Source organism: Pedobacter sp., assembly GCF_039594775.1.
Taxonomy (GTDB): Bacteria; Bacteroidota; Bacteroidia; order Sphingobacteriales; family Sphingobacteriaceae; genus Pedobacter.
Genome location: NZ_JBCNMT010000002.1, coordinates 106,426 through 127,276, shown reverse-complemented (window position 1 = coordinate 127,276; position 20,851 = coordinate 106,426). Strand labels below are relative to the sequence as shown.

The 20,851-nt window shown below is 39.0% G+C and carries 21 protein-coding genes; 10 read left to right on the top strand and 11 right to left on the bottom strand.

Annotation, left to right across the window (positions count from 1 at the left end; translation table 11 throughout):
* Positions 1–25: 25 nt before the first annotated feature.
* The 6 genes from map to ABDV71_RS06680 all read left to right on the top strand — a co-directional run bounded on the left by map (position 26) and on the right by ABDV71_RS06680 (position 7,081).
* On the top strand, positions 26–790 hold the full coding sequence (gene map, locus ABDV71_RS06705; protein WP_343531678.1) for a type I methionyl aminopeptidase: 765 nt from the start codon (positions 26–28) through the stop codon (positions 788–790).
* Between the two features lie 315 nt (positions 791–1,105).
* A complete protein-coding gene (locus tag ABDV71_RS06700; protein WP_343531676.1) occupies positions 1,106–1,726 on the top strand; it encodes a TetR family transcriptional regulator in 621 nt (206 codons plus the stop codon).
* Entirely contained in the window at positions 1,723–3,045 is a 1,323-nt protein-coding gene (locus tag ABDV71_RS06695) for a TolC family protein (protein WP_343531674.1), read from the top strand. The genes ABDV71_RS06700 and ABDV71_RS06695 overlap by 4 nt, the downstream gene beginning before the upstream one ends.
* An 8-nt stretch (positions 3,046–3,053) precedes the next feature.
* On the top strand, positions 3,054–4,091 hold the full coding sequence (locus ABDV71_RS06690; RefSeq protein ID WP_343531673.1) for an HlyD family secretion protein: 1,038 nt from the start codon (positions 3,054–3,056) through the stop codon (positions 4,089–4,091).
* Between the two features lie 118 nt (positions 4,092–4,209).
* Positions 4,210–5,757, top strand: coding sequence for a DHA2 family efflux MFS transporter permease subunit (locus tag ABDV71_RS06685; RefSeq protein WP_343531671.1), 1,548 nt, complete (start codon positions 4,210–4,212; stop codon positions 5,755–5,757).
* A gap of 346 nt (positions 5,758–6,103) precedes the next feature.
* A complete protein-coding gene (locus ABDV71_RS06680; RefSeq protein WP_343531670.1) occupies positions 6,104–7,081 on the top strand; it encodes a metallophosphoesterase in 978 nt (325 codons plus the stop codon).
* Between the two features lie 89 nt (positions 7,082–7,170).
* Here the strand turns inward: ABDV71_RS06680 and ABDV71_RS06675 are convergent, their stop codons facing one another.
* The 7 genes from ABDV71_RS06675 to ABDV71_RS06645 all read right to left on the bottom strand — a co-directional run bounded on the left by ABDV71_RS06675 (position 7,171) and on the right by ABDV71_RS06645 (position 12,259).
* The gene (locus tag ABDV71_RS06675; RefSeq protein ID WP_343531669.1) at positions 7,171–7,674 is read right to left on the bottom strand and encodes a shikimate kinase; all 504 of its coding nucleotides are present in this window, start codon (positions 7,672–7,674) and stop codon (positions 7,171–7,173) included.
* Positions 7,675–7,805: 131 nt separating this feature from the next.
* Entirely contained in the window at positions 7,806–8,171 is a 366-nt protein-coding gene (locus ABDV71_RS06670; RefSeq protein WP_343531668.1) for a four helix bundle protein, read from the bottom strand.
* 106 nt (positions 8,172–8,277) lie between these two features.
* On the bottom strand, positions 8,278–8,724 hold the full coding sequence (locus tag ABDV71_RS06665) for a DinB family protein (RefSeq protein ID WP_343531667.1): 447 nt from the start codon (positions 8,722–8,724) through the stop codon (positions 8,278–8,280).
* A gap of 3 nt (positions 8,725–8,727) precedes the next feature.
* On the bottom strand, positions 8,728–9,783 hold the full coding sequence (locus tag ABDV71_RS06660) for an ABC transporter permease (RefSeq protein WP_343531666.1): 1,056 nt from the start codon (positions 9,781–9,783) through the stop codon (positions 8,728–8,730).
* The gene (locus tag ABDV71_RS06655; RefSeq protein WP_343531665.1) at positions 9,783–10,934 is read right to left on the bottom strand and encodes a BT_3928 family protein; all 1,152 of its coding nucleotides are present in this window, start codon (positions 10,932–10,934) and stop codon (positions 9,783–9,785) included. The genes ABDV71_RS06660 and ABDV71_RS06655 overlap by 1 nt, the downstream gene beginning before the upstream one ends.
* A 10-nt stretch (positions 10,935–10,944) precedes the next feature.
* Complete coding sequence (locus ABDV71_RS06650; RefSeq protein WP_343531663.1) at positions 10,945–11,691, bottom strand: phytanoyl-CoA dioxygenase family protein; 747 nt, start codon at positions 11,689–11,691, stop codon at positions 10,945–10,947.
* A 25-nt stretch (positions 11,692–11,716) separates the two neighbouring features.
* Positions 11,717–12,259: a DUF1599 domain-containing protein gene (locus ABDV71_RS06645; RefSeq protein WP_343531662.1), complete on the bottom strand. Its 543-nt coding sequence runs from the start codon at positions 12,257–12,259 to the stop codon at positions 11,717–11,719.
* Between the two features lie 60 nt (positions 12,260–12,319).
* Here ABDV71_RS06645 and folP point away from each other — a divergent pair, with 60 nt between their 5' ends.
* Positions 12,320–13,183, top strand: a complete 864-nt coding sequence (gene folP, locus ABDV71_RS06640; RefSeq protein ID WP_343531660.1) for a dihydropteroate synthase — start codon at positions 12,320–12,322, stop codon at positions 13,181–13,183.
* An 86-nt stretch (positions 13,184–13,269) separates the two neighbouring features.
* Positions 13,270–14,061, top strand: coding sequence for a diadenylate cyclase CdaA (gene cdaA / locus ABDV71_RS06635; RefSeq protein WP_343531659.1), 792 nt, complete (start codon positions 13,270–13,272; stop codon positions 14,059–14,061).
* Positions 14,062–14,228: 167 nt separating this feature from the next.
* Here cdaA and ABDV71_RS06630 read toward each other — a convergent pair whose 3' ends face one another.
* The 3 genes from ABDV71_RS06630 to ABDV71_RS06620 form a co-directional block, all read right to left on the bottom strand.
* Positions 14,229–14,639 carry a BrxA/BrxB family bacilliredoxin gene (locus tag ABDV71_RS06630; protein WP_343531658.1) on the bottom strand — a complete coding sequence of 137 codons (411 nt, stop codon included), beginning with the start codon at positions 14,637–14,639 and terminating at the stop codon, positions 14,229–14,231.
* Positions 14,640–14,774: 135 nt separating this feature from the next.
* Positions 14,775–15,254: a CCC motif membrane protein gene (locus ABDV71_RS06625; RefSeq protein WP_343531657.1), complete on the bottom strand. Its 480-nt coding sequence runs from the start codon at positions 15,252–15,254 to the stop codon at positions 14,775–14,777.
* A gap of 4 nt (positions 15,255–15,258) precedes the next feature.
* Positions 15,259–15,612, bottom strand: coding sequence for a DUF2752 domain-containing protein (locus ABDV71_RS06620; RefSeq protein ID WP_343531656.1), 354 nt, complete (start codon positions 15,610–15,612; stop codon positions 15,259–15,261).
* Positions 15,613–15,700: 88 nt separating this feature from the next.
* On the opposite strand from ABDV71_RS06620, the gene ABDV71_RS06615 reads away from it, so the two are divergent.
* Positions 15,701–16,459 (top strand): DUF1080 domain-containing protein, encoded by a 759-nt coding sequence (locus ABDV71_RS06615; protein ID WP_343531655.1) that lies wholly within the window; start codon positions 15,701–15,703, stop codon positions 16,457–16,459.
* A gap of 49 nt (positions 16,460–16,508) precedes the next feature.
* Here the strand turns inward: ABDV71_RS06615 and ABDV71_RS06610 are convergent, their stop codons facing one another.
* Entirely contained in the window at positions 16,509–18,986 is a 2,478-nt protein-coding gene (locus ABDV71_RS06610; protein ID WP_343531654.1) for a hypothetical protein, read from the bottom strand.
* A gap of 531 nt (positions 18,987–19,517) precedes the next feature.
* Between ABDV71_RS06610 and ahcY the strand changes: the two genes are divergently transcribed.
* A complete protein-coding gene (ahcY, locus tag ABDV71_RS06605; protein ID WP_343531653.1) occupies positions 19,518–20,834 on the top strand; it encodes an adenosylhomocysteinase in 1,317 nt (438 codons plus the stop codon).
* The last annotated feature ends 17 nt before the right edge of the window (positions 20,835–20,851 follow it).

The following is a 20,851-nucleotide window of genomic DNA, read 5'->3' as shown; positions in this document are numbered from 1 at the left end:
ACCGAAATCTAATCCATAAAAGCCGATGTCGATTACCAACGAAACCGAATTACAAGGAATACAGAAAGCCAGCGAAGCGGTAGCGCTTACGCTAAAAGCCATGAAAGATCATGCAAAAGTAGGCATGAGCACAAAGGAACTGGATAACTTTGGCGCTCAACTTTTATCTGAACTTGGCGCAAAATCTGCTCCTTACCTTACTTACGGTTTCCCAGGTTTTACCTGCATTAGCGTTAATAATGAGTTTTGCCACGGCATTCCTTCTGAACAAAGGATATTGCAGGAAGGAGATTTAATCAATATCGACGTATCTGCTGAACTAGATGGCTTTTGGTCGGACAATGGTTGTTCTTTTGTGCTAGGCAACGACATCCATGGCCACCATAAATTGGTTTCAGCTTCCAAAGAAATCCTTCAAAAAGCCATTGCCAATATCAAAGGCGGCGTTAAAATTTCTGACATCGGACATTTGATAGAAACAGAAGCTAAAAAACGTGGATACAAGGTGATTAAAAATCTTACTGGACATGGCGTTGGTCGCAGCTTGCACGAAGAACCACACGAAGTAGCCAATTATAGAGATAGATTTAACCAAACCAGGTTTAAAAAGAATTCCGTGGTCGCTATCGAAACTTTCATTTCCACAGATTCAACCTACGCTGAAACCTTGGGCGACGGCTGGACAATGGTAGGTAATAAAGGTGGTTATATGGCTCAACATGAGCATACCATTATGGTTACTGATGGGAAACCTGTTATCCTTACTGAAAAAAACGGCGTTTGGGAGTAATGTAACCACTTCTAGCGTCTTTAGAGAGTTTCTCAAATCAAACACATAGGCACATAGTAAATCCATATAGTGCTAAAAGATGTCGTAACTTATACTCTCCTCTTAACAGAACAAAAGGCTTCGCACTACATAAATCGCTAAAAAACAATACCTCTATGTGGTTATGTGGTTATATTTTCCATTTATATACCATGTCGAGCGACCTAAGCAAGCCAGAAATTATATAAACCTTTATCATCTTTTTGTCAAACAAATTATTTCTACTATTGATTTAATCAATCGTTTGATTAATTTTGTGTCGTCAAAAAAATAAAGATGGAAAAGACCGATAAAAAGACTGATATTCTTGTAGCTGCTGAAAAGCTTTTTTGTGAGTACGGTTTCGAAGGAACTTCTACCCGTCAAATCGCTGCCGAATCAGGTGCAAATATGGCCATGATCAACTATTATTTTGGAAGCAAAATGGGAGTTTTTCAGGAAATTATGGAAGATAGAGTGATGAGTTTCAAATCTCAGCTCAATCAAATCAAAGAAGAAAATATTCCTGCAAAAGAAAAATTGTTGAAGGTAATTGACAAATATGCCAGTCGCATATTGAACAATGCCAACTTCCATAAAATGATGCATCGTGAGCTTTCACTTTCATTGCGTCCCGAAGTATTCGACCAAATTAAGGCCGCCATGGGGCAAAATCTTCTTGTGATTGAAGATATCATCAAAGAAGGTATTGATGCTGGAGATTTCAGACCTGTAGACATCAGAATGACCATTGTAAGCGTCATGGGAACCATATCAATGGTCACTACCTCTCCAAACAAAATCGCTCCCGACAGTAACTACGACCTAGAAAACGAAAAAGATAGGGAAATCATCAAAACCAGACTGATTGATCACCTACAAGAAATGATCCTTACGCACTTAACACCCAAAAAATGATATCAACAAAAGTCAAATTGCTTTTGATAGGTTTATCAATGCCCTTCATCCTTCAGGCCCAAACTACCAAGCAATTAAGTTTACAGGAAGCGGTGGATTTAGGTATTGCCAACAGTAAAAACCTGAAACTATCACAACAAAAAATAGACGAAGCAGTAGCTAAATTGGCTACGGTAAAAGACAACGCTTTACCAACCGCAACGGTCAGCTTCATGTACAACCACGCCGAAATCCCAACCAATACCTTAAAAATTGGCGAGGGCAATCCTATCCATTTACCTAACAGAGCTGACGCTTTTGTAGGTACCGCGGCTGTGCAGGAATTAGTGTACGGCGGAGGCAAATTAAAATACGCTCAAGAATCGACCAAGCTTTTAAAAGAATTGGCGGTGCTTGATGCAGATAAGAACAAAGAAGAAGTAAGCTATGCCGTAGTTAACGGGTACTTTTCGCTTTATAAATTGCTACAAAGCAAAAAAGTAGTGGCACAAAATCTTACAGCTATAGCCAAACAATTGAAACAAGCACAGCGCTTTTATGATCAGGGTTTGGTCACCAAAAATGATGTATTAAGATTCCAGCTACAGCAAGCAAATATTTCGTTAACGGAAATGGAGATTGAGAACAACAGAAAAATCGTGAACTATAACCTCGACATTTTGTTGGGCCTACCTGAAAACACCGACATTGAAATTAAGGGCGCTGACGATACTCTACCTCAATTGAACTCACTTTCTAATTACCTTAGTGCAGCTATGGCCAACAGACAGGAATTGCAACAATTAGGTTTGCAGCACAAAGTAGCCGATTACAATATCAAATCTATTAAAGCCAACATGTTGCCAACCGTAGGTTTGGGTGCTAATCTTTATTATGTTAATCCTAGCGGCAATTTCTTCCCAAGCAGCCAACAATATTTGATGCCTATTACATTAGGTGCCAATATTAGCTGGAACATTGCTTCGATATGGACCAATAAAAACAAAGTGGCCGAAGCTAAAGTACAGCAATTGGAAATAGACACCCAAAAGGATATTTTGACCGACAACGTTAAAACAGAATTGAACAGAAATTACCAAAACTATCAGTTAGCGGTACAAAAAATTGCTGTTCTGGAAACTTCTATTGCCCAAGCTAATGAAAACGACAGGTTGTTAGAATCAAAATATCAAAACAACATTGCTTCTGCCATTGATAGAATTGATGCAGAAACATTGCTTTATCAAGCTAAAATCAACTTGGAATTGGCAAAAGCCGATGCCAAATTAGCTTATTACACCTTATTAAAATCCACAGGAAGAATATCACAATATAACTAAGCATGACCATGACAAAGCCAGCAAAAAAGAAAAATAAAGTAATTCCCATTATACTTGGCGTACTGATTATCGTTGGTGCCGTATTTGGCTTTACCCAATACAGCTACTACAGCAAACACGTTGATACCGACGATGCCCAAATTGACGGCGACATTAGCCCCGTAATCGCAAGAGTAAGCGGTTACGTAAAAGACATCAACTTTGAAGAAAACACTCAGGTAAAGCAAGACCAAGTGTTGGTAACCCTTGATGACAGCGACTATAAAATTAAGTTGGAACAAGCACAAGCTGGACAAGTAGGTGCAAATGCTAATGTAGGTGTTTCACAGGCACAAATTGCAGCCACAGCTGCCAACACTAGCACTGCAAAAGCTAACATAGAAGCCGCAAAAGTAAAACTAGAGCTTGCCAAGAAAGATTATGATAGATACGAAAACTTAGTGAAAGACGGTTCTATTACCAAGCAAGCATTTGACCAGGCCAAAGCACAAAAAGAAACTGCACAAGCTACCTACGATGCTGCTGTTGATCAATACAATGCCGCAGTTAAACAAGTAGGTACTACACAATCACAATTAAGTGTAAGCAATTCGGGAGTTACCCAACGTCAAGCAGATGTTGATTTTGCTAAACTTCAACTTTCATACACTCAAATTAAAGCTCCTGCAACAGGCATCGTTTCAAAGAAAAATGTACAGAAGGGCCAATTGGTACAAGCAGGTCAATCCCTATTTTCTATAGTTAACGAGAACAGCATTTACATAACTGCCAATTTTAAAGAAACTCAATTGGAAAAAATCCACTCGGGCCAAAAAGTGAAGATTGATGTTGATGCTTACCCTGACCAAGAAATTGAAGGTGAGGTTTACAACTTCTCTCCTATCACAGGTGCTAAAGGCTCATTGTTGCCTCCAGATAATGCAACGGGAAACTTTGTGAAAGTAGTGCAGCGTGTCCCGGTAAAAATCAAAATCACTAACAAAGACAAGGCAATTTTAGAAAAATTACGCCCGGGCATGAGCGTAAAAGTATCTGTTGCTATATAACGAGTTGTAGGTTATAAGTTTTAAGTTACAGGTCTAGACTAGTAATTCTAACAAACTGTTTAATCACGCAGTTAGAACCTAATCTTAAATCTAAATACTCATATCTAAGTACTAAATAATGGCCGAAGTAGGTTTAAAAAAATGGATCATCACGTTTACGGTAATCACAGCTGCGCTATTAGAGCTGATAGATACCACCATCGTAAACGTGGCATTGCCCCAAATACAAGGTAACCTTGGCGCCACGCTCGAAGACGTGGCCTGGTTATCTACCGGCTACGCCGTAGCCAACGTAATTGTACTACCCATGTCTGGCTGGTTAGGCAGCAGGTTTGGCCGAAAAAATTACTTTCTTTTTTCCATCATCCTTTTTACCATTGCCTCTTTTTTATGCGGTAATGCCGATAATTTATGGGAATTGGTGGGCTTCCGTATTTTACAGGGGCTAGCTGGTGGGGGCTTAATTTCAACTGCCCAAGCCATCCTTATTGAAACCTGGCCACGTGAAGACGTGGGTATTGCTACCGCCCTATTTGGCTTGGGAGCCGTAGTAGGACCAACCGTAGGACCAACCATTGGTGGTTACATCTTAGAAATTACTACATGGCCTTGGATATTTTACGTGAACATTCCCGTAGGTATTTTGGCGGCCTATTGTGCGTATATGTTTGTCCGAGAAACACCCAAGGACGGTAAGGGAGCACCTATCGATTGGTGGGGAATTGTGCTGTTGGCCGTGGCCATTGGCAGTTTACAAACCGTATTAGAAAAAGGGGAAAGTGAAGACTGGTTTGCTACCCCTTACATCACAGCACTTGCCATTACTTCCGTTTTTGGTATTCTCTTCTTCATTTGGCGTGAACTAAGCACCGACCACCCTATTGTGAATTTCAAAATCATGAGGCACCGAAGCTTCTCCATTGGGATGATTACTTCCTTTGTGCTAGGCTTTGGATTATATGGTTCCGTGTTCGTATTCCCAATTTTTTGTCAAAATCTGTTGGGCTTCTCGCCGCTGCAAACAGGTGAACTATTTATTGCGGGTGGTCTTTGTACCATTGCCATGATGCCTTTTATCGGGATTATGCTTAAAAAAGGCGTACCCGCCCAATTTATGGCTACTGGAGGGATGATCTTATTTTTCATCTTCTGTCACATGCTCAGCAAATCAACTCTTTCGTCAGGAACCGAGCAGTTTTTCTGGCCATTGGTAATCAGGGGATTTGGAATGGCTTTATTGTTTGTTCCATTAACTACTTTGGCCATCCAAGACCTTAAAGGTGCAGAAATAGGCCAAGGTTCTGGTTTGAACAACATGATGCGACAATTGGGAGGTTCCTTTGGTATCGCCGCTCTTACTACATTGATCCACGTAAGACAAGGTTTCCACCGAAACAATCTTTTAGTAAATATCAACGAAAACAATCCAGCATTTACCGAGCGTTTAAATGGCCTTATCCACAATTTCATGGCAAAAGGTGCGGCATTTTTAGATGCCAAACTGATGGCAATGAAAGCCATAGAAGGCGCTGTCACTAAACAAACCCTACTGCTTACCTATAGCGATGCATATTGGGTAGCTGGCGGCGTAATGTTATGTTCAATACCGCTTTTATTCTTACAGAAATTTAAAAAGAACGTAAGCATGCCTGTAGATGCACATTAATACTCCACACACAATAACCTAGAAAAGGCTGGCTTTATGCTGGCCTTTTTTTTCAAACCTTGTCATTCCGAGGTTACGAGGGATTCCTCGCCTTAATAAAGGGAAAAGCTACTCCCAACACTATCGCTTGCTTAAGCCTCACTTTCCACTACCATCTCTTTGTTTAACCTTGTCATCCTGAGCTTGTCGAAGGATTTATTCCACCGCAAAACGCTTCGATAAACTCAGCGTGACACCTAAAAGCGAAGGAAGTAACAACAAAAAGTATTTCCCTGCTACCGCAGGCATTGCCATTGGGTTTATGATTTTAAGGCCAGCTATAAACTCCTTTTTCTATCTTAGCTAAATGAAATATCGCTATATCCTTACCCTTTTACTATTTGGTTTAACCTGTTCATCATGGCAAATAGAACCAAAGCCAAAAACCATTAAGATAGCGGTAATCAGCGATTTAAACTCTGGCTATGGTTCTACGGTGTATCATCCGGATGTGGCTGCTACCTTAAAAGCGCTCGACAGCATCAAGCCTGATATCATTTTATGCGGTGGCGATATGGTTGCGGGCCAAAAAGCTTCACTCAGCCAAACACAACTTCAAAACATGTGGAGTAGTTTTGACAGCAATGTGCTTAAGCCAATCCAACAATTAAAAGTCCCTTTTGGCTTTACCGTAGGTAATCACGATGCTTCTCCCAGCTTCCAGCAGGATAGGCAAGCAGCTCAGGAATTTTGGAACACCAAACGTATCGATTTAGGGCTAAAATATGTAGACGATAGCCACTTCCCTTTTTATTTTAGTTATCAGCAGAATGGCATTTTCTTTATCAGTTGGGATGCCGCAGCGGCTAAAGTAGACCAAGAAGTATTTGATTGGATGGAAAAGCAATTACAATCAAAAGTAGCAAAGAAAGCAAAGCTACGGGTGCTACTGGGTCATTTGCCTTTGTATGCTATTGTAGCCAGTAAAAATAAAGCAGGTGAAGTATTAGCTGATAACGAAAATACGGCCAGTTTCTTTAAGAAAAACGGTATCGATTTATATATCAGTGGTCACCAACATGCTTACTATCCTGCCAGCCAGCAACAATTACGCTTACTTAATGCTGGTTGCATTGGCGAAGGCCCTAGGCCATTATTGGACCATGATCGTCCGGCTACAAGAGCTTACACTATTATTGAAGTTCCGGTAAATGACCCGAAAACATTTAATTACAAAACCTATGTCCCAAGCACAGGGAAGCAAATTGGACTTTCATTACTTCCTGATTCGGTAGTAGGTTTTAACGGCATTTCTAAAAAGGATTTAAAGCCTGATGGTCTGTAATCCTACAAACGCTATTCGCATACTTTCCTAAGCTTCCCGAATAATTGGGTCAAGTAGTCGAAGGATATATACGGCAAATACTATAGTGGCTAACTAAGCGCTTTGATTTCTTCTAATAATTCCTTAGGGTCTAAATCAAAAGCATTAATGATAAGCTTGGCTTGACGATAAAAAACATTTCTTTCCTCCAGTTTACCGATTATGAAAGTTAGTAATTGCTCATCGTCCATTCCTTTCAACAAAGGACGCTTTTCTCTATTGTGTAAACGCGACACCAGTTGCGGAGGTGTCATCTCCAAATAAACAGTAATGCCATTTTGGTTCATCCATTCCATGTTATCAAAATAACAAGGCAAGCCTCCACCTGTAGCCACCACACAAGTATCAGGATAATCGAAAGATTTGAGCATTTCATTCTCCAACTGACGAAAAGCAGCTTCGCCATTGACCGCAAAATAGTCGGCAATACTCATTTGTTTTTGCTCCACAATTACGGCATCAATATCAATTACAGGGCAATCCAATAAATTAGCTAACTGTTTTGCTTTGGTACTTTTACCGCAGCCCATAAATCCCACTAAAAATATTTTCATTTTAAGGTTAAATAGTTTAATTGGTTAATTGTATAACCGGTTAACTGTTAGCTTTACCGTCCATTAAAATAACCGTAAGTTAACAGGTGCAATTTAAGAATTCAACCGTTAACTAAACTCTCTCGAATTGTCTATTTATTTTTGAGTATTGAATTTCTTAAAGCATTCAACTTGTTTGCTATTTCATCCAGCTTTACTCTGAAATATTCGTACTCTTCTTCAGTAATGAATTCTAAATCGAATGCACCTACGAGATGATTGACCGTTTCAATTGCACTTGCATAAGACATCGTTACAAAATGAGCTTTGTCTTTAGAAGTAATTCTCGCTGAACCTTCAGCAAGACAATCTCCTATACTGCTCGCCGAGCGTTTTATCTGGCTAATTAAACCAAATAGTTCTTCTTTAGGAAATTTCTTGGTTAAAAGATAAATTTCCTTTCTAAATATTCTGGCTTTTTGCCAAGTTTCTAATTTTTCAAAAGAGTAGACATGCATATAATTTGGTTAATTGGTTAGTGGTTTACAAGAAGACAAGCTATACCTATGCAATTTAAAAATCAACGATTAAACAATTAACCTTTTCATCGATTAACCAGTCTATTTATATCAATCCCTGCCGCTTTAACATAATATAATCCGTAAGTGGTACGGCAAAACCTGCCTGCTTTAACATTTTGGCCAATTGCCCTCGATGGTAAGTGCCATGATTACAAACATGCATTAAAATTTCACCAACCGTGCTGCTAAACACGTTACCCGCCGAATTGGAATAGTTAATCACTTCATCCAGAGATTTTGTTTCAGCAATATTTTCAAGCAAAGCTAAATTGTAAACATAAATAGATTCAAATTTCTCGGGAGGCAATACTTCCCAAACCGCGTATTCAGGCTGCTCATTCAACATTCGTTTTACCCAAATGTGCTGTGCACTCAATACATGACTCAGCAAAGTATTCGCTTCAGGAATAGAAAAACCTGTATTGGCCAAAGCCTCAATCATGATTTCGTCGGCCTTTTTGGTATACTTAATAAACTCCTTAATATCCATTGGTTAGGCTAATTTCACTCTCGGATCAATCCAGGCATACAACAAATCAACCAAAATATTGACCACCACAAAAACAAAGGCAATAAATAAGATAGACCCCATAACTACAGGAAAATCGGACATTTCCAAGGCATACACCGTGGTACGACCCAAACCGTTATAACCAAAAATATATTCTACAAAAAACGATCCTGCTAACAGTGAAGCAAACCAACCTGAAATAGCAGTAATTACCGGGTTTAAAGCATTTTTTAAAGCATGTTTATAGATAATCGTTTTACGAGAAAGCCCTTTTGCCCTAGCCGTGCGGATATAATCTTGCGAAAGTACATCCAACATGGCGCTACGGGTAAGCTGCACAATAATGGCCAAAGGCCTAAGGCCTAAGGTAATCATGGGCAACCATAGGTTCCTCAATGTAATTACCTCACCTTTAAAAGGATCATAGCTATATAAACTACCGCTCATGTTTAGTCCTGTATAGTCTGACAATACAAAACCAAACAACCAAGCAATAATAATTCCCGCAAAGAAAGCTGGCGCCGAAATACCCAAAATAGCGAACATATTAGCTGCCTTATCTATCCAAGTACCTTTATATACCGCCGACAGCACGCCTAAAAATACGCCAATAACGGTCGCAAATATCATGGCCGTTAGCGCCAATACAAAAGTATTGGGTACCGTTTCCGACAGAATGGTCGTCACATCTCTTTTAGTTTGGTAAGACCTGCGCAAATACGGCTTCTTTAGTACCAAGGCATTATCCCCTATTTTAAATAACTTGAGGTAATGATATTTCTCTTGGCTCTCTGCATTGTAAGGATGAATGCTGATAGGCGACAAATCATTTACATACAGAAAAAACTGTTCAGGTTTTGATTTATCTAAGCCAAACTCTTTACGCACTGCTTCCAGTGATTGCACGTCCGAACGTTGTCCCATGGTCATACGAGCAGGATCACCAGGCAGTATATTGAATAATACAAACACCACGGCAACTACACCGGCCATAACTGCCAATCCGTATAATAGCTTTCTAATTGCGTAAATGCCCATTATTTACTGAAATATTTTTCGGTTAACTGATCAAACGAAGGTAACGAATGATAATGCCATTTGTTGACAATGGTTCCATTTTTAAGCAACAATACTCCAGGGTTTGCCCTCACCATACTTTTCAACGGCACACCATCTGCATAAAAGGCCTCCATAAATAATTTCATACGCTTACTAAACTTCTCTGCATCACGTGCCGAGCTAGAAGTAAGTAATACAGTCCTGATATTAAACTGCTCGGCAGCATTTAAAGCCAAAGCGTTAATGTTAGCGATAGCATTTTCACTAGTTTCATTCAAGTTATAGGCCACTACTACCAAACTGTAATACGGATTTTCTACAATTTCTTTGGTATAATCGGTTCCCGAAGCATCGGTAATGAGCAGGTCTTTAATTTTCACGTCGTAGCCCTTTTTAATCAGCTTACGCGATGGAGAGCCTGTTACCTCCCAATTGTCATCTTTCCAAACCTCTTTGCCCATGTACTCCTTGTCGCTCATGGTCTTGGTTTCACCAGTTTTTTTGTTTTTTAGATCGTACATGATCAAGTACTCATCCACAGGTGCGCCCTCAGGGATTTTCATATTCTCCGGAATATTTGAACCTACTTTATAAGGAAGAAAATCAATGATTGGCAGATAGTTATAGGTAAAAGTTCCGAATAACAGTGAAGCAGTAAAAACCGCAGCAAACAGCGCACTTTGCAAACCTGGTTTTTCTGTAACGGGTTTAATCCAATCTTTTTTGATGTACAAGTAAATGATCAGCAACAATAGAACTATATCTTTACTGAACGATTGCCAAGGGGTTAGCGGAATGGCATCACCAAAACAACCACAAGAAGTAACCACTTTAAAAGCAGCTGAAACAAAAGTGAGGAAAGTGAAAAATATAATGGTGCCCAACAAACCTTTTACCACAAAATTTCTGAAAATTCCCAACAACAACAATGCACCAAACACGATTTCCAATACACACAACAAGATAGCAATGCCTGTTGCCCAACCGTCGAGAAAACTCATATGGAAAACAGAAAAATACTCTTGTAGTTTATAACCAAAGCCAATAGGGTCATTGGCTTTTATTAATCCCGAAAAAATAAACAAGATCCCCACAAACCATTTCGAAAAATTGAAAAGTGCTTTTTTCATATCTAAATCGTTAATTTAACCTCTCCGACCATTGTAAACTGTTTGGCAGTTCAACATCAGAAAACTCTATATGTATAACCCTTCTTTTTTGGCCATTAGTTGTACGACTTGAACTGTGCAACAACAAGGGCTTCATGAACATCACTCCTCCTTTACCCACTTCACAAACAACCTCTTGTTCCCTTTCCCAATTGATGGTTTCGGGTCTATAAATTCCTTTCAAATGAGATATAGGAATAACTTTTAAGGCTCCATTACCACCATTGGTATCATCTAAATGAACTCTAAGGGTAAAATTTCTTTCTAAAATATCAATTGGGGGCTGTACTGCAAACTGGTTTTGTTTCACTGTCCATGGGCCAAAACCTTCAAGCGTAACTTTTTGGTCTACCGAAATCGTCAAATCTTGGTGATAGGCTACATACCAATTAGACTTTTCGGGCTTATCAAAATAAATGCTTTTTACGACGAAGTATCTATCTCCAAAAACGCCGTTAAGAATTTGTTTTAATTTATCGTTAAAAATAATAGCCCTAATTTCTGGAAGCTCTCTCAAAAACTGTCTAATGGCAAATAAATCTTCTGATTTTCTAAAAGTAGCCTTATCGCTATTGGCGGCCTCAATTACAGTCAGGATTTGTTTGATTTCTTCCTCGGTATAGATGTTATTCACCATTGAAAATCCAAATTCATCAATCTCTTGCTTTAGCAAAACATTTGCCTTTTTTACTGAAGAATTTGAACGCTCGTCTTTCAACTTTTAACTTTTTACTTTCAACTTTCTAAGCCACCCCCAATTTAATCAATGCAAATACAGCATAGTTCAACATATCCTGATAGTTGGCTTTGATTCCTTCAGAAGCCAGTGTTTGCCCATCGTTATCCTCAATTTGCTTCACTCTTAAGATTTTCATCAAAATCAGATCTGTTAATGAGCTGATGCGCATATCACGCCAAGCTTCGCCGTAATCGTGGTTTTTATCAAACATCAAATCCTTTGTTTCTTTTACACGTTCGTCATAATAAGCTTCCACAACCTCTACGCCTAACTCATTGGGTTCGTTTTCTCCAAGTTCCAATTGTAAGATGGCCATGACGCAATAATTGATGATTCCAATATATTCCGAAGAAATATCCTCTCCTACTTTAGAAACCTTTTTTTCTTCTAGCGTTCTGATCCTTTGCGCCTTGATAAATATCTGATCGGTAATAGAAGCAGGACGCAGAATACGCCAAGCAGTACCATAATCTTTGGTTTTTTTAATAAATAACGATCTGCAAACCGCAATCACCTGATCGAATTCTAAAGAAGTATTTGATGCCAAAACAATTAAAATATTTAAAGTTTAGCCAATAAAACGGCTATTTTTGTTTTTTGTTAACTGATGGCTAAAGATACATTTTTAAACCGAAAACAAACGCTAAACTGCAAAGGCAAAGTTGTTGACATCAGCCAGCCTTCGGTCATGGCAATCCTTAACCTCACTCCCGATTCGTTTTACCAGAACAGTCGTGCAAAGAGTATTGACGATGCATTGGGCAGGGTTGAACATTTTGTAAAAGCTGGTGCAAAGTTCATAGATCTAGGGGCTTATTCTTCACGACCAGGCGCAGCAGAAGTAAGCGAAGAGGAAGAATTGCAACGCATGGTACCAACCATCAAAGCCATTAACGAATCGTTTCCAGAAGTGCTTTTGTCTGTGGATACTTTTAGGGCAAAAGTAGCGGAAGAAAGTATTCATGCTGGCGCCCACTTGGTCAATGATATTGCCGCTGGCAACCTCGACGAAAAAATGTTCGAAACCGTAGCCAAACTGCAAGTGCCCTACATCATGATGCACATGAAAGGCACTCCGCAAAACATGCAGGATAGCCCTACTTACGAAAATATAACCAAGGAAGTTTTCGTCTATTTCAACGAGAAGATCAAAACATTGCAAAACCTTGGCGTGAAAGACATTATTCTTGACCCAGGATTTGGTTTTGCTAAAACTTTAGACCACAACTACCAACTGTTGAAAGAAATGGAACTGCTCAATTTCTTCGAATTGCCCTTGTTGGTGGGTTTTTCTAGAAAGTCGATGATCACCAAAGCACTTGGCATTAAAACAGAAGAGGCCTTAAATGGCACTACAGTGCTCAACACCACAGCTTTGCTTAAAGGCGCTAATATTTTAAGGGTGCATGATGTAAAAGAAGCTGTGGAATGTGTGGAGTTGGTTAGTAGAATTAGTTCATCGGTTTATTAGTTCACTGGTTCATTATTCACTAGCTTTTTCAACTAGTACCTAGCCACTGGTGCCTAACACCTAAAAAATACTTATCTTGTACAATAATGAAAAACCTCGACTTTGATTTCCTTAAAATTACCTGGATTGACGCTATCGATGTGATATTGGTAGCAGTTTTGATCTACTATATCTACAGCCTTATCCGAAACACCTTAGCCGTAAACCTGGTATTGGGCATGATCATCATCGTGCTGGTGTACTATATTGTAAAAGGCTTACACATGGAGTTGCTGGAAGCCATTATCAACAAGTTTATGAGTGTTGGTATTTTGGCACTGGTGATTATTTTCCAGCCCGAGATCAGGCGGTTTTTACTACATATTGGCAAAACTACCTTTCTGCAAAAAAACAAAGCTTGGTGGGGGTATTTATTTGGCAGTAAAAATATCGAACAAAATAACCTGTTAAGGATAAAACCTATTATTGACGCCTGCAAAAGCATGAAGAAATCCCGCACAGGAGCCCTGATCGTATTTGTGAAATATTATGATGACGAATTTTTTACCAATAGTTGCGAAATCATCGACAGTAAAATATCTAAGCGCTTGTTGGAAAGCATCTTTCAAAAGCACAGCCCTTTGCATGATGGTGCTGTAGTAATCTCTGAAAACAAAATCAAAAGTGCCAGTTGCATATTACCACTTACAGATAACAACAAACTTCCAGCGCAATTTGGATTGAGACACAGGGCTGGGATTGGCGTTTCCGAATCTACTGATGCTGTTGCCGTCATCATATCAGAAGAAACTGGAGAAATTGCCTATGCGAAACAGGGTCGTGTACGTATGAATGTTTCCTTCGGCGAATTGGAAAAACTACTTAATAAAGATTTTTAAGAGCCAGGAATTAGGAGTAAGGAGCAAAGAATAAGGAGCAAAGAATAAGGACTAAGAGCGAAAGAGTTACGAGCATAAAGCTTAAAACTAAAAATGCAAGCAAATAAAAAGGAGCAAAGATTAAAGAGTGACCTCTAATTTTTGCTCCCTTATTTTTTATCTATGAACTAACAGTATTGCTCAAATGCACCAATTAAGTTTTCGGCGATCATTTGTGCTGGTCTGCCTTCAATTTGATGACGCTCAATAATGTGCACCAATTTGCCATCTTTAAACAAAGCCATTGATGGCGAAGATGGAGGGAAAGGCATCATATATGATCTTGCTCTGTCTACCGCATCTTTTTCCATACCTGCAAAAACAGTTACCAATTTGTTTGGATGTTTTGCATTGGCAGCAGCTAATTTAGCCGCAGGACGAGCATTGGCAGCTGCACAGCCACAAACAGAGTTCACCACTACAAACACAGTTCCTTCGCTCTTAATTGCAGCATCAACCTCTTCAGGAGTTTTCAACTCATCAAAACCAACGTTCGTTAATTCGGCACGCATTGGTTCTACTAAATATTCTGGATACATAACTATTTTTTAAATATGGCTACAAAAATAGTGATTTTGTCTATCATTATATGACTTTGGCTACTTGGCATTTAAGTTTAACATTCAGATGATGTTATACCATTCTGCATAACCATCATTTTTCATCGCCAATCTCTATTGTAATTCTCTCAATACCTCTTTCAATGCTTCTTGATCGGTAAGGGTATTAAAACCATAGAAAATGGCAAATACAATACATACGAACACCGTAATAGCACTTAAAATTAAACCGATAATAGCACAAACACGACCTGCACTTAAGTTCTTATAGGAACTTACCGTGTAATAGTTCATATTGGCGAAATAATTTGTCCTATCCTTTCTGCTCAAAATCAAGGCAACTATACCAAGTGCCAACCCTATTAAACCATAAAAACAGCAACAGGTTACAATAGATAAGATTCCTAGCACCAAAACAAGCGTTGCATTTGGCAGGGCCATTTGCATACCGCCAAAACCTCCACCATATGGAGGAAAAGAATCATTCGGATTGGGTTGATTAATGTTTTTGTAGCCACCAGAGTTTGGCTGCCACTGTGGATTTGGTGTATTTTCTTGGTTGTTTGGCACTTGCCCCTCTTGTTCCTCTGACATAGTTTTAGAATAATTGTTGGTGATAAATCTTATATATATAATTCATTACAATAATTACGGCAGCAAAGATATACATCAGTTTGATGAGGAATGCACCGTTTTTAAAATCAAATTTAAGATGAAGAATGGTTAAAATGAATAGTCCCAAAATGGGCAGGGTAGCAGGATAAAACTTAAAAGATGCCAAAAAATCACCTTTTAGCAAGGCTACCAACGACCTTTGAAGACCGCAGCCAGGGCAATCTATTCCAGTCCATGTTTTAAAGGGGCAGGATAATAAATGCTTTTCAAGCCAATGGACCAAGCCGCTACCCTCGCTAATAAGCAATAAAAAAAATACGACTGATGCTCCTTTCATTTAACTGCTAAAATATTAAATTGCCTTCTAATTATACCTATGCTGTTTATTAATTATTGGATTGTTTTTCTATTAAATATTTGAAATAATGAAACGTTTAATCTTACTAGCATTATCTTTTTTAGCGTTTAATGCCAATGCTCAAAAACCAGAAGATACCGAAGTTTATAAACCCGTACCCCCAAAGGTAAGCACAGGGGCCCATTTTGCTGATGCCCCTTCTGATGCCCTCATCCTTTTTGATGGCAAAAACTTAGATCAATGGGTTTCTGTAAAAGATAATAGTAAGCCTGCACAATGGACCGTTGCCGATGGTGCATTTACCGTCAAAAAAGGCACTGGTAATATCCAAACCAAAAAGTCGTTTTTAAACTACCAATTGCACTTGGAATGGAAGATTCCTGCCAACATTACAGGCAAAGGTCAAGGAAGAGGCAATAGTGGTTTATTTTTAGCTTCTACCGGCGGCGGCGATGATGGTTACGAATTACAAATTTTGGACAACTACAATAATGATACCTACGTAAACGGACAAGCGGGCAGTATTTACAAACAGTTTGTGCCTTTGGCTAATGCCAATAAAAAACCAGGTGAATGGCAAACTTATGATGTGATTTGGACCGCTCCTACTTTCAATGCCAATGGCTCATTAAACACACCAGCAAGAGTAACGGTATTTTTTAATGGCGTGTTAGTGCAAAACAACATCACGCTTACAGGCCCTACACAATACATTGGCGCACCCTCCTATAAAAAGGCACATGGTGCCTGTCCTATCAAGTTACAAGACCATGGGGATCCAAGTGAACCTATTAGCTTTAGAAATATTTGGATAAGGGAGTTGTAAAAATCTCCTTAAAAGCGTAGCGGATAATCGGGGCTACGCTTTTTTGTTTTTATTTATCTTCTTTTACAAAAAAAAGAAGTTTTGCCTGCCCCAGCCTTCCTGCAGAATCGATTCCTTCAAGGTTTGCGATAAACTTTCCGGTGATGTCTGAACAATAGAAGGAAATACTAGCTTCTCCTTTCTCATTTGTAATGACCGATGGATTCCAAATCAGGGTATTCCGGTAATCAGCTAGGTTTTTTTCTTCTGGGTGTTGCTCATAATCAGGTGCGTAAAACACTTTGTTCTTTGCAAAAGACTGAACCCGATGTATATTGAATAATTTCAGCAACTGTTCATCGGTATAGTTCGGATATTCATAGGGTGTTTTCAATACATCATTATAACTGAAACTACCATGCGTGGGAACCCTTCCGTCTTTGTAGCGGCTGTACGAAACACCCTCAACAGGCTTAGTTCCAGAACCACATGAGCCGCAGTTTAGCCAACCACATTTCCCAACATAATCAAAATTACCAGAAAATCTGGCGTTGCTATCTAGCTTTGCCATGTACTTGTCTCTATAAATCCTAGTTTGTATTGCTTTTGCCGTAATATTCACTTGCTCCAGCGAAACCACACCAGGCAATTTCGGAAGTGACGTTAGGGTATCTTTTTTTTCGGAGTCTACAAAAGTCGCGGAAATGATTTTTTTGCGGTTCAGGGACTCATTGATCTTATCAAAAGCATCTGAAATCGAAATTGTGGCATTTTTGATAACCTCTTCTGTTCCAAGCGGCTTCACATAAATATAGCCCTGAGATGACAACGCCATTTGTTCCTTTGATATACTGAAGCTACCATTTTTGGCAACTTCAATTGGATTTAAACCATATCTATCAGGCGTGAATGCGAGCAGAGCTTCTGGAATGCTAGTTCTGCTTGTTATTTTTCCCCGAACATGATTGTCTATAAAATTTTCACCAGCCTTGGAATTAAGCAGCTCATCACCGCCCCATTGGTATTTTCTCCAGCCCTGCGTCATCAACAATAAATCTAAAAAAAATGCTCTTTCTTTGTTGGACTCATCGAAGTAATATTCGGGATTTGTGACCGATCCTCTAATCTGGCTAGTGAGCTGTGCGTGAGCGGCGATATTCGAATGATCAAGATTGTTTTGGTAGAGCGCATCATATACACTTATTCCGAAATGCCCAATTACGGGCTCTCCTTTTTCATTTTTAGCAACAAGGCTCAAAACAACTTTGTCTTTCTTTTTATACTCTGGCTGAGAAAAATTAGCATTAATCGAAATTTTTTCACCACGATCCAGATAAATCAGCCGTTCTACAATTGGTATAGTGTCGGCGTTGTACACCGTAAGTTCGATAATGCCCTGCGGCAGCTTTTCTTTTGGCAGATTAAAAGAGAGTGAATCTTTTAAAAGTTGCGCTTTATAAACGGCGAATGTCATTCCTCTCACCTGGGTGGATATAAACACTTGTTTATTCGAGTCAGTATTATTTCGAGTAAGCAGAAAAGAAATATTCCTATCTGTTTGTCTGATCATTCTCAATACAGTGCCACTTTGCTCAATTAGCGGAAGCTTATATGAATTATCCTGACCGTTTATCTTCACAATATATTGTGCACCTTTTTTAGGTATTATACTGAATTTTCCCATCCCATCATGTACACTTTTCAGCGTTGCCACTGGCTTTCCATTTTCCAATAACTGAGCAACAACTTCCCTGGGCTTCCCGTCTTGTCTAGCCATAAAAGCAACTTCATTATGTTCTCCAGCTACCAAATGCCCACCTTCCGGAAAAAAGTTAAGGGATATCGTTTCAGCTTTGCCAATTGGAAGGCGCAACTGATTATTGACAACTTCCTGCTGATAACTGGTCTGAATATCAAACCACACGTTTTCATCAGCCTCTTGCAATTTAAATTTTAAGGTAGCCTGGCCGTTCGCATTTGTGCTAGCGGTAAGCTGAGTTGTTAATGTGCCAGCCACAAATTTACTGATGGCTACTTTAGCATTTTTTACAGGCACTTTTTGCATCATTGCCCTCACATTAACAATAACCTCTTCTGATGGAGCTATACCTGTGATCTGATTAGAAACCTCTACCTGAAGTTGGCTTTGAATACGCTTCATGATTTTGAGTCTCCGCAAACTTTTGTACTCCGTACTATCATTTAAAATGGCGCTACGGGAAAAGGCCATAAGGATATAGTTACCAGGTGGAATTGTATCTGGGAGCTGTAGATGCCCGTCGGAAAAACCATTTTTAATCAAAAATTTTTCTTGAGCAATCAGCTTACGGGTGTGCTCTTGGCGGAGCTGCAGGTACATGGTGGTATCCAAAATTGAGGGCTCGAAGGACCTAGAATCCATATGGTAGGCTTTGAACCATAAATCTTCCCCAGTTTCAAATACACCTTTACTTAACTGCAGATAAATAAGCTGTTTTGCTTTATGGTTGGCAAAAGAATCTAACTGAAGTGGTCTTTTTGCGGCTTTATCTTGCGCTTTAAGCGTCATACTGTATAAACAGCAAAACAAAATGATAAATGAACGAATAAGGATAGAAACCATAACAATTAGTAAAAAGGAAACGGTGTAAATTATCAATTATATCGCAGGTATACTAATTTATCAGGAATGGTCGTGGAGTTTATTTTCACCACAACTACTACTTCATTATCGATGGGAATCGCTTATTAAAGGCTTATGAAGAGCTATATATAAAACCTAATTATTTGTTTTTTTTATAGAATACGAGCCATCTAATGAGGATTATGATGAAATAGATAACGATATCATTAAGACTATAACTTCTTTTGAAGAAATAAGAAATACCTCATATAAATATTTTTATAAGTAGTGGCTAAGGGCATAGTGTTAAGAAGTAATGAAACTCTTAAATACTAAGCTTTTGATATTGGTCAAACTATTACGTAATTTTGCATCTCCGAAACGGCTACAAGAATATGATTTCGGGCAAATAGTGGGCAAACAACTTTCAAAATCCACTTAAAAAATTAATTTTCAAACAATTAAAAAACAATAAACATGTCATCAGTAGAGACAACTTATGTACCTTATAAAGTTAAGGACATTTCACTGGCGGAATGGGGCCGCAAAGAGATTGAATTGGCAGAGGCTGAAATGCCAGGCTTAATGTCATTAAGAAAAGAATTTGGTCCGACAAAACCCCTAAAAGGCGCTAGAATTGCAGGATGTTTACACATGACCATCCAAACTGCAGTTTTAATTGAAACTTTAGTGGAACTTGGCGCTGAGGTTACTTGGTCTTCATGTAACATCTTCTCAACACAAGATCACGCTGCTGCTGCTATTGCTGCTGCTGGTATTCAGGTATATGCTTGGAAAGGCTTAAACGAAGAAGAATTTGACTGGTGTATTGAGCAAACCTTACACTTTGGTCCAGAGCGTCAACCGTTAAATATGATTTTAGACGACGGTGGCGATTTGACCAACATGGTATTTGACAAATATCCAGAGTTAATTGCTGGCATTAAAGGTTTATCGGAAGAAACGACTACCGGCGTTCACCGTTTATACGAGCGTATGAAAAACGGTACTTTGCACTTACCTGCAATTAACGTTAACGATTCAGTTACCAAATCTAAATTCGATAACAAATACGGATGTCGTGAATCATTAGTAGATGCAATCCGTCGTGCTACTGACGTCATGATGGCTGGTAAAGTTGCTGTAGTTGCTGGTTATGGCGACGTAGGTAAAGGTTCGGCCGCTTCATTAAGTTCACAAGGCGTACGTGTAATTGTAACTGAAATTGACCCAATTTGTGCTTTACAAGCAGCAATGGAAGGTTACGAAGTGAAAAAATTCGCTAACGCAGTTAAAGAAGCAGACATTGTAGTAACCACTACTGGTAACTGCGATATCGTTCGTGGCGAGCACTTCAAATCATTAAAAGATAAAGCGATTGTTTGTAACATCGGTCACTTCGATAACGAAATTGATATGGCTTGGTTAAACAAAAACTATGGCCACACTAAAGTAGAAATCAAACCTCAGGTAGATAAATATACTATTGATGGTAAAGATGTAATTGTATTGGCTGAAGGTCGTTTGGTAAACTTAGGTTGTGCTACTGGTCACCCAAGCTTTGTAATGAGTAATTCATTCACTAACCAAACTTTGGCTCAATTGGAACTTTGGACTAACTCAGGTCAGTATGAAAACAAAGTTTATGTATTGCCTAAGCATTTGGATGAGAAAGTGGCTCGTTTACACTTAGAAAAAATTGGCGTTGAATTAGATGTTCTTGATCAACACCAAGCAGAATATATTGGCGTTTCGGTAGAAGGTCCTTACAAACCTGAAGCTTACAGATACTAGTTCTGTAAAACGTAAAT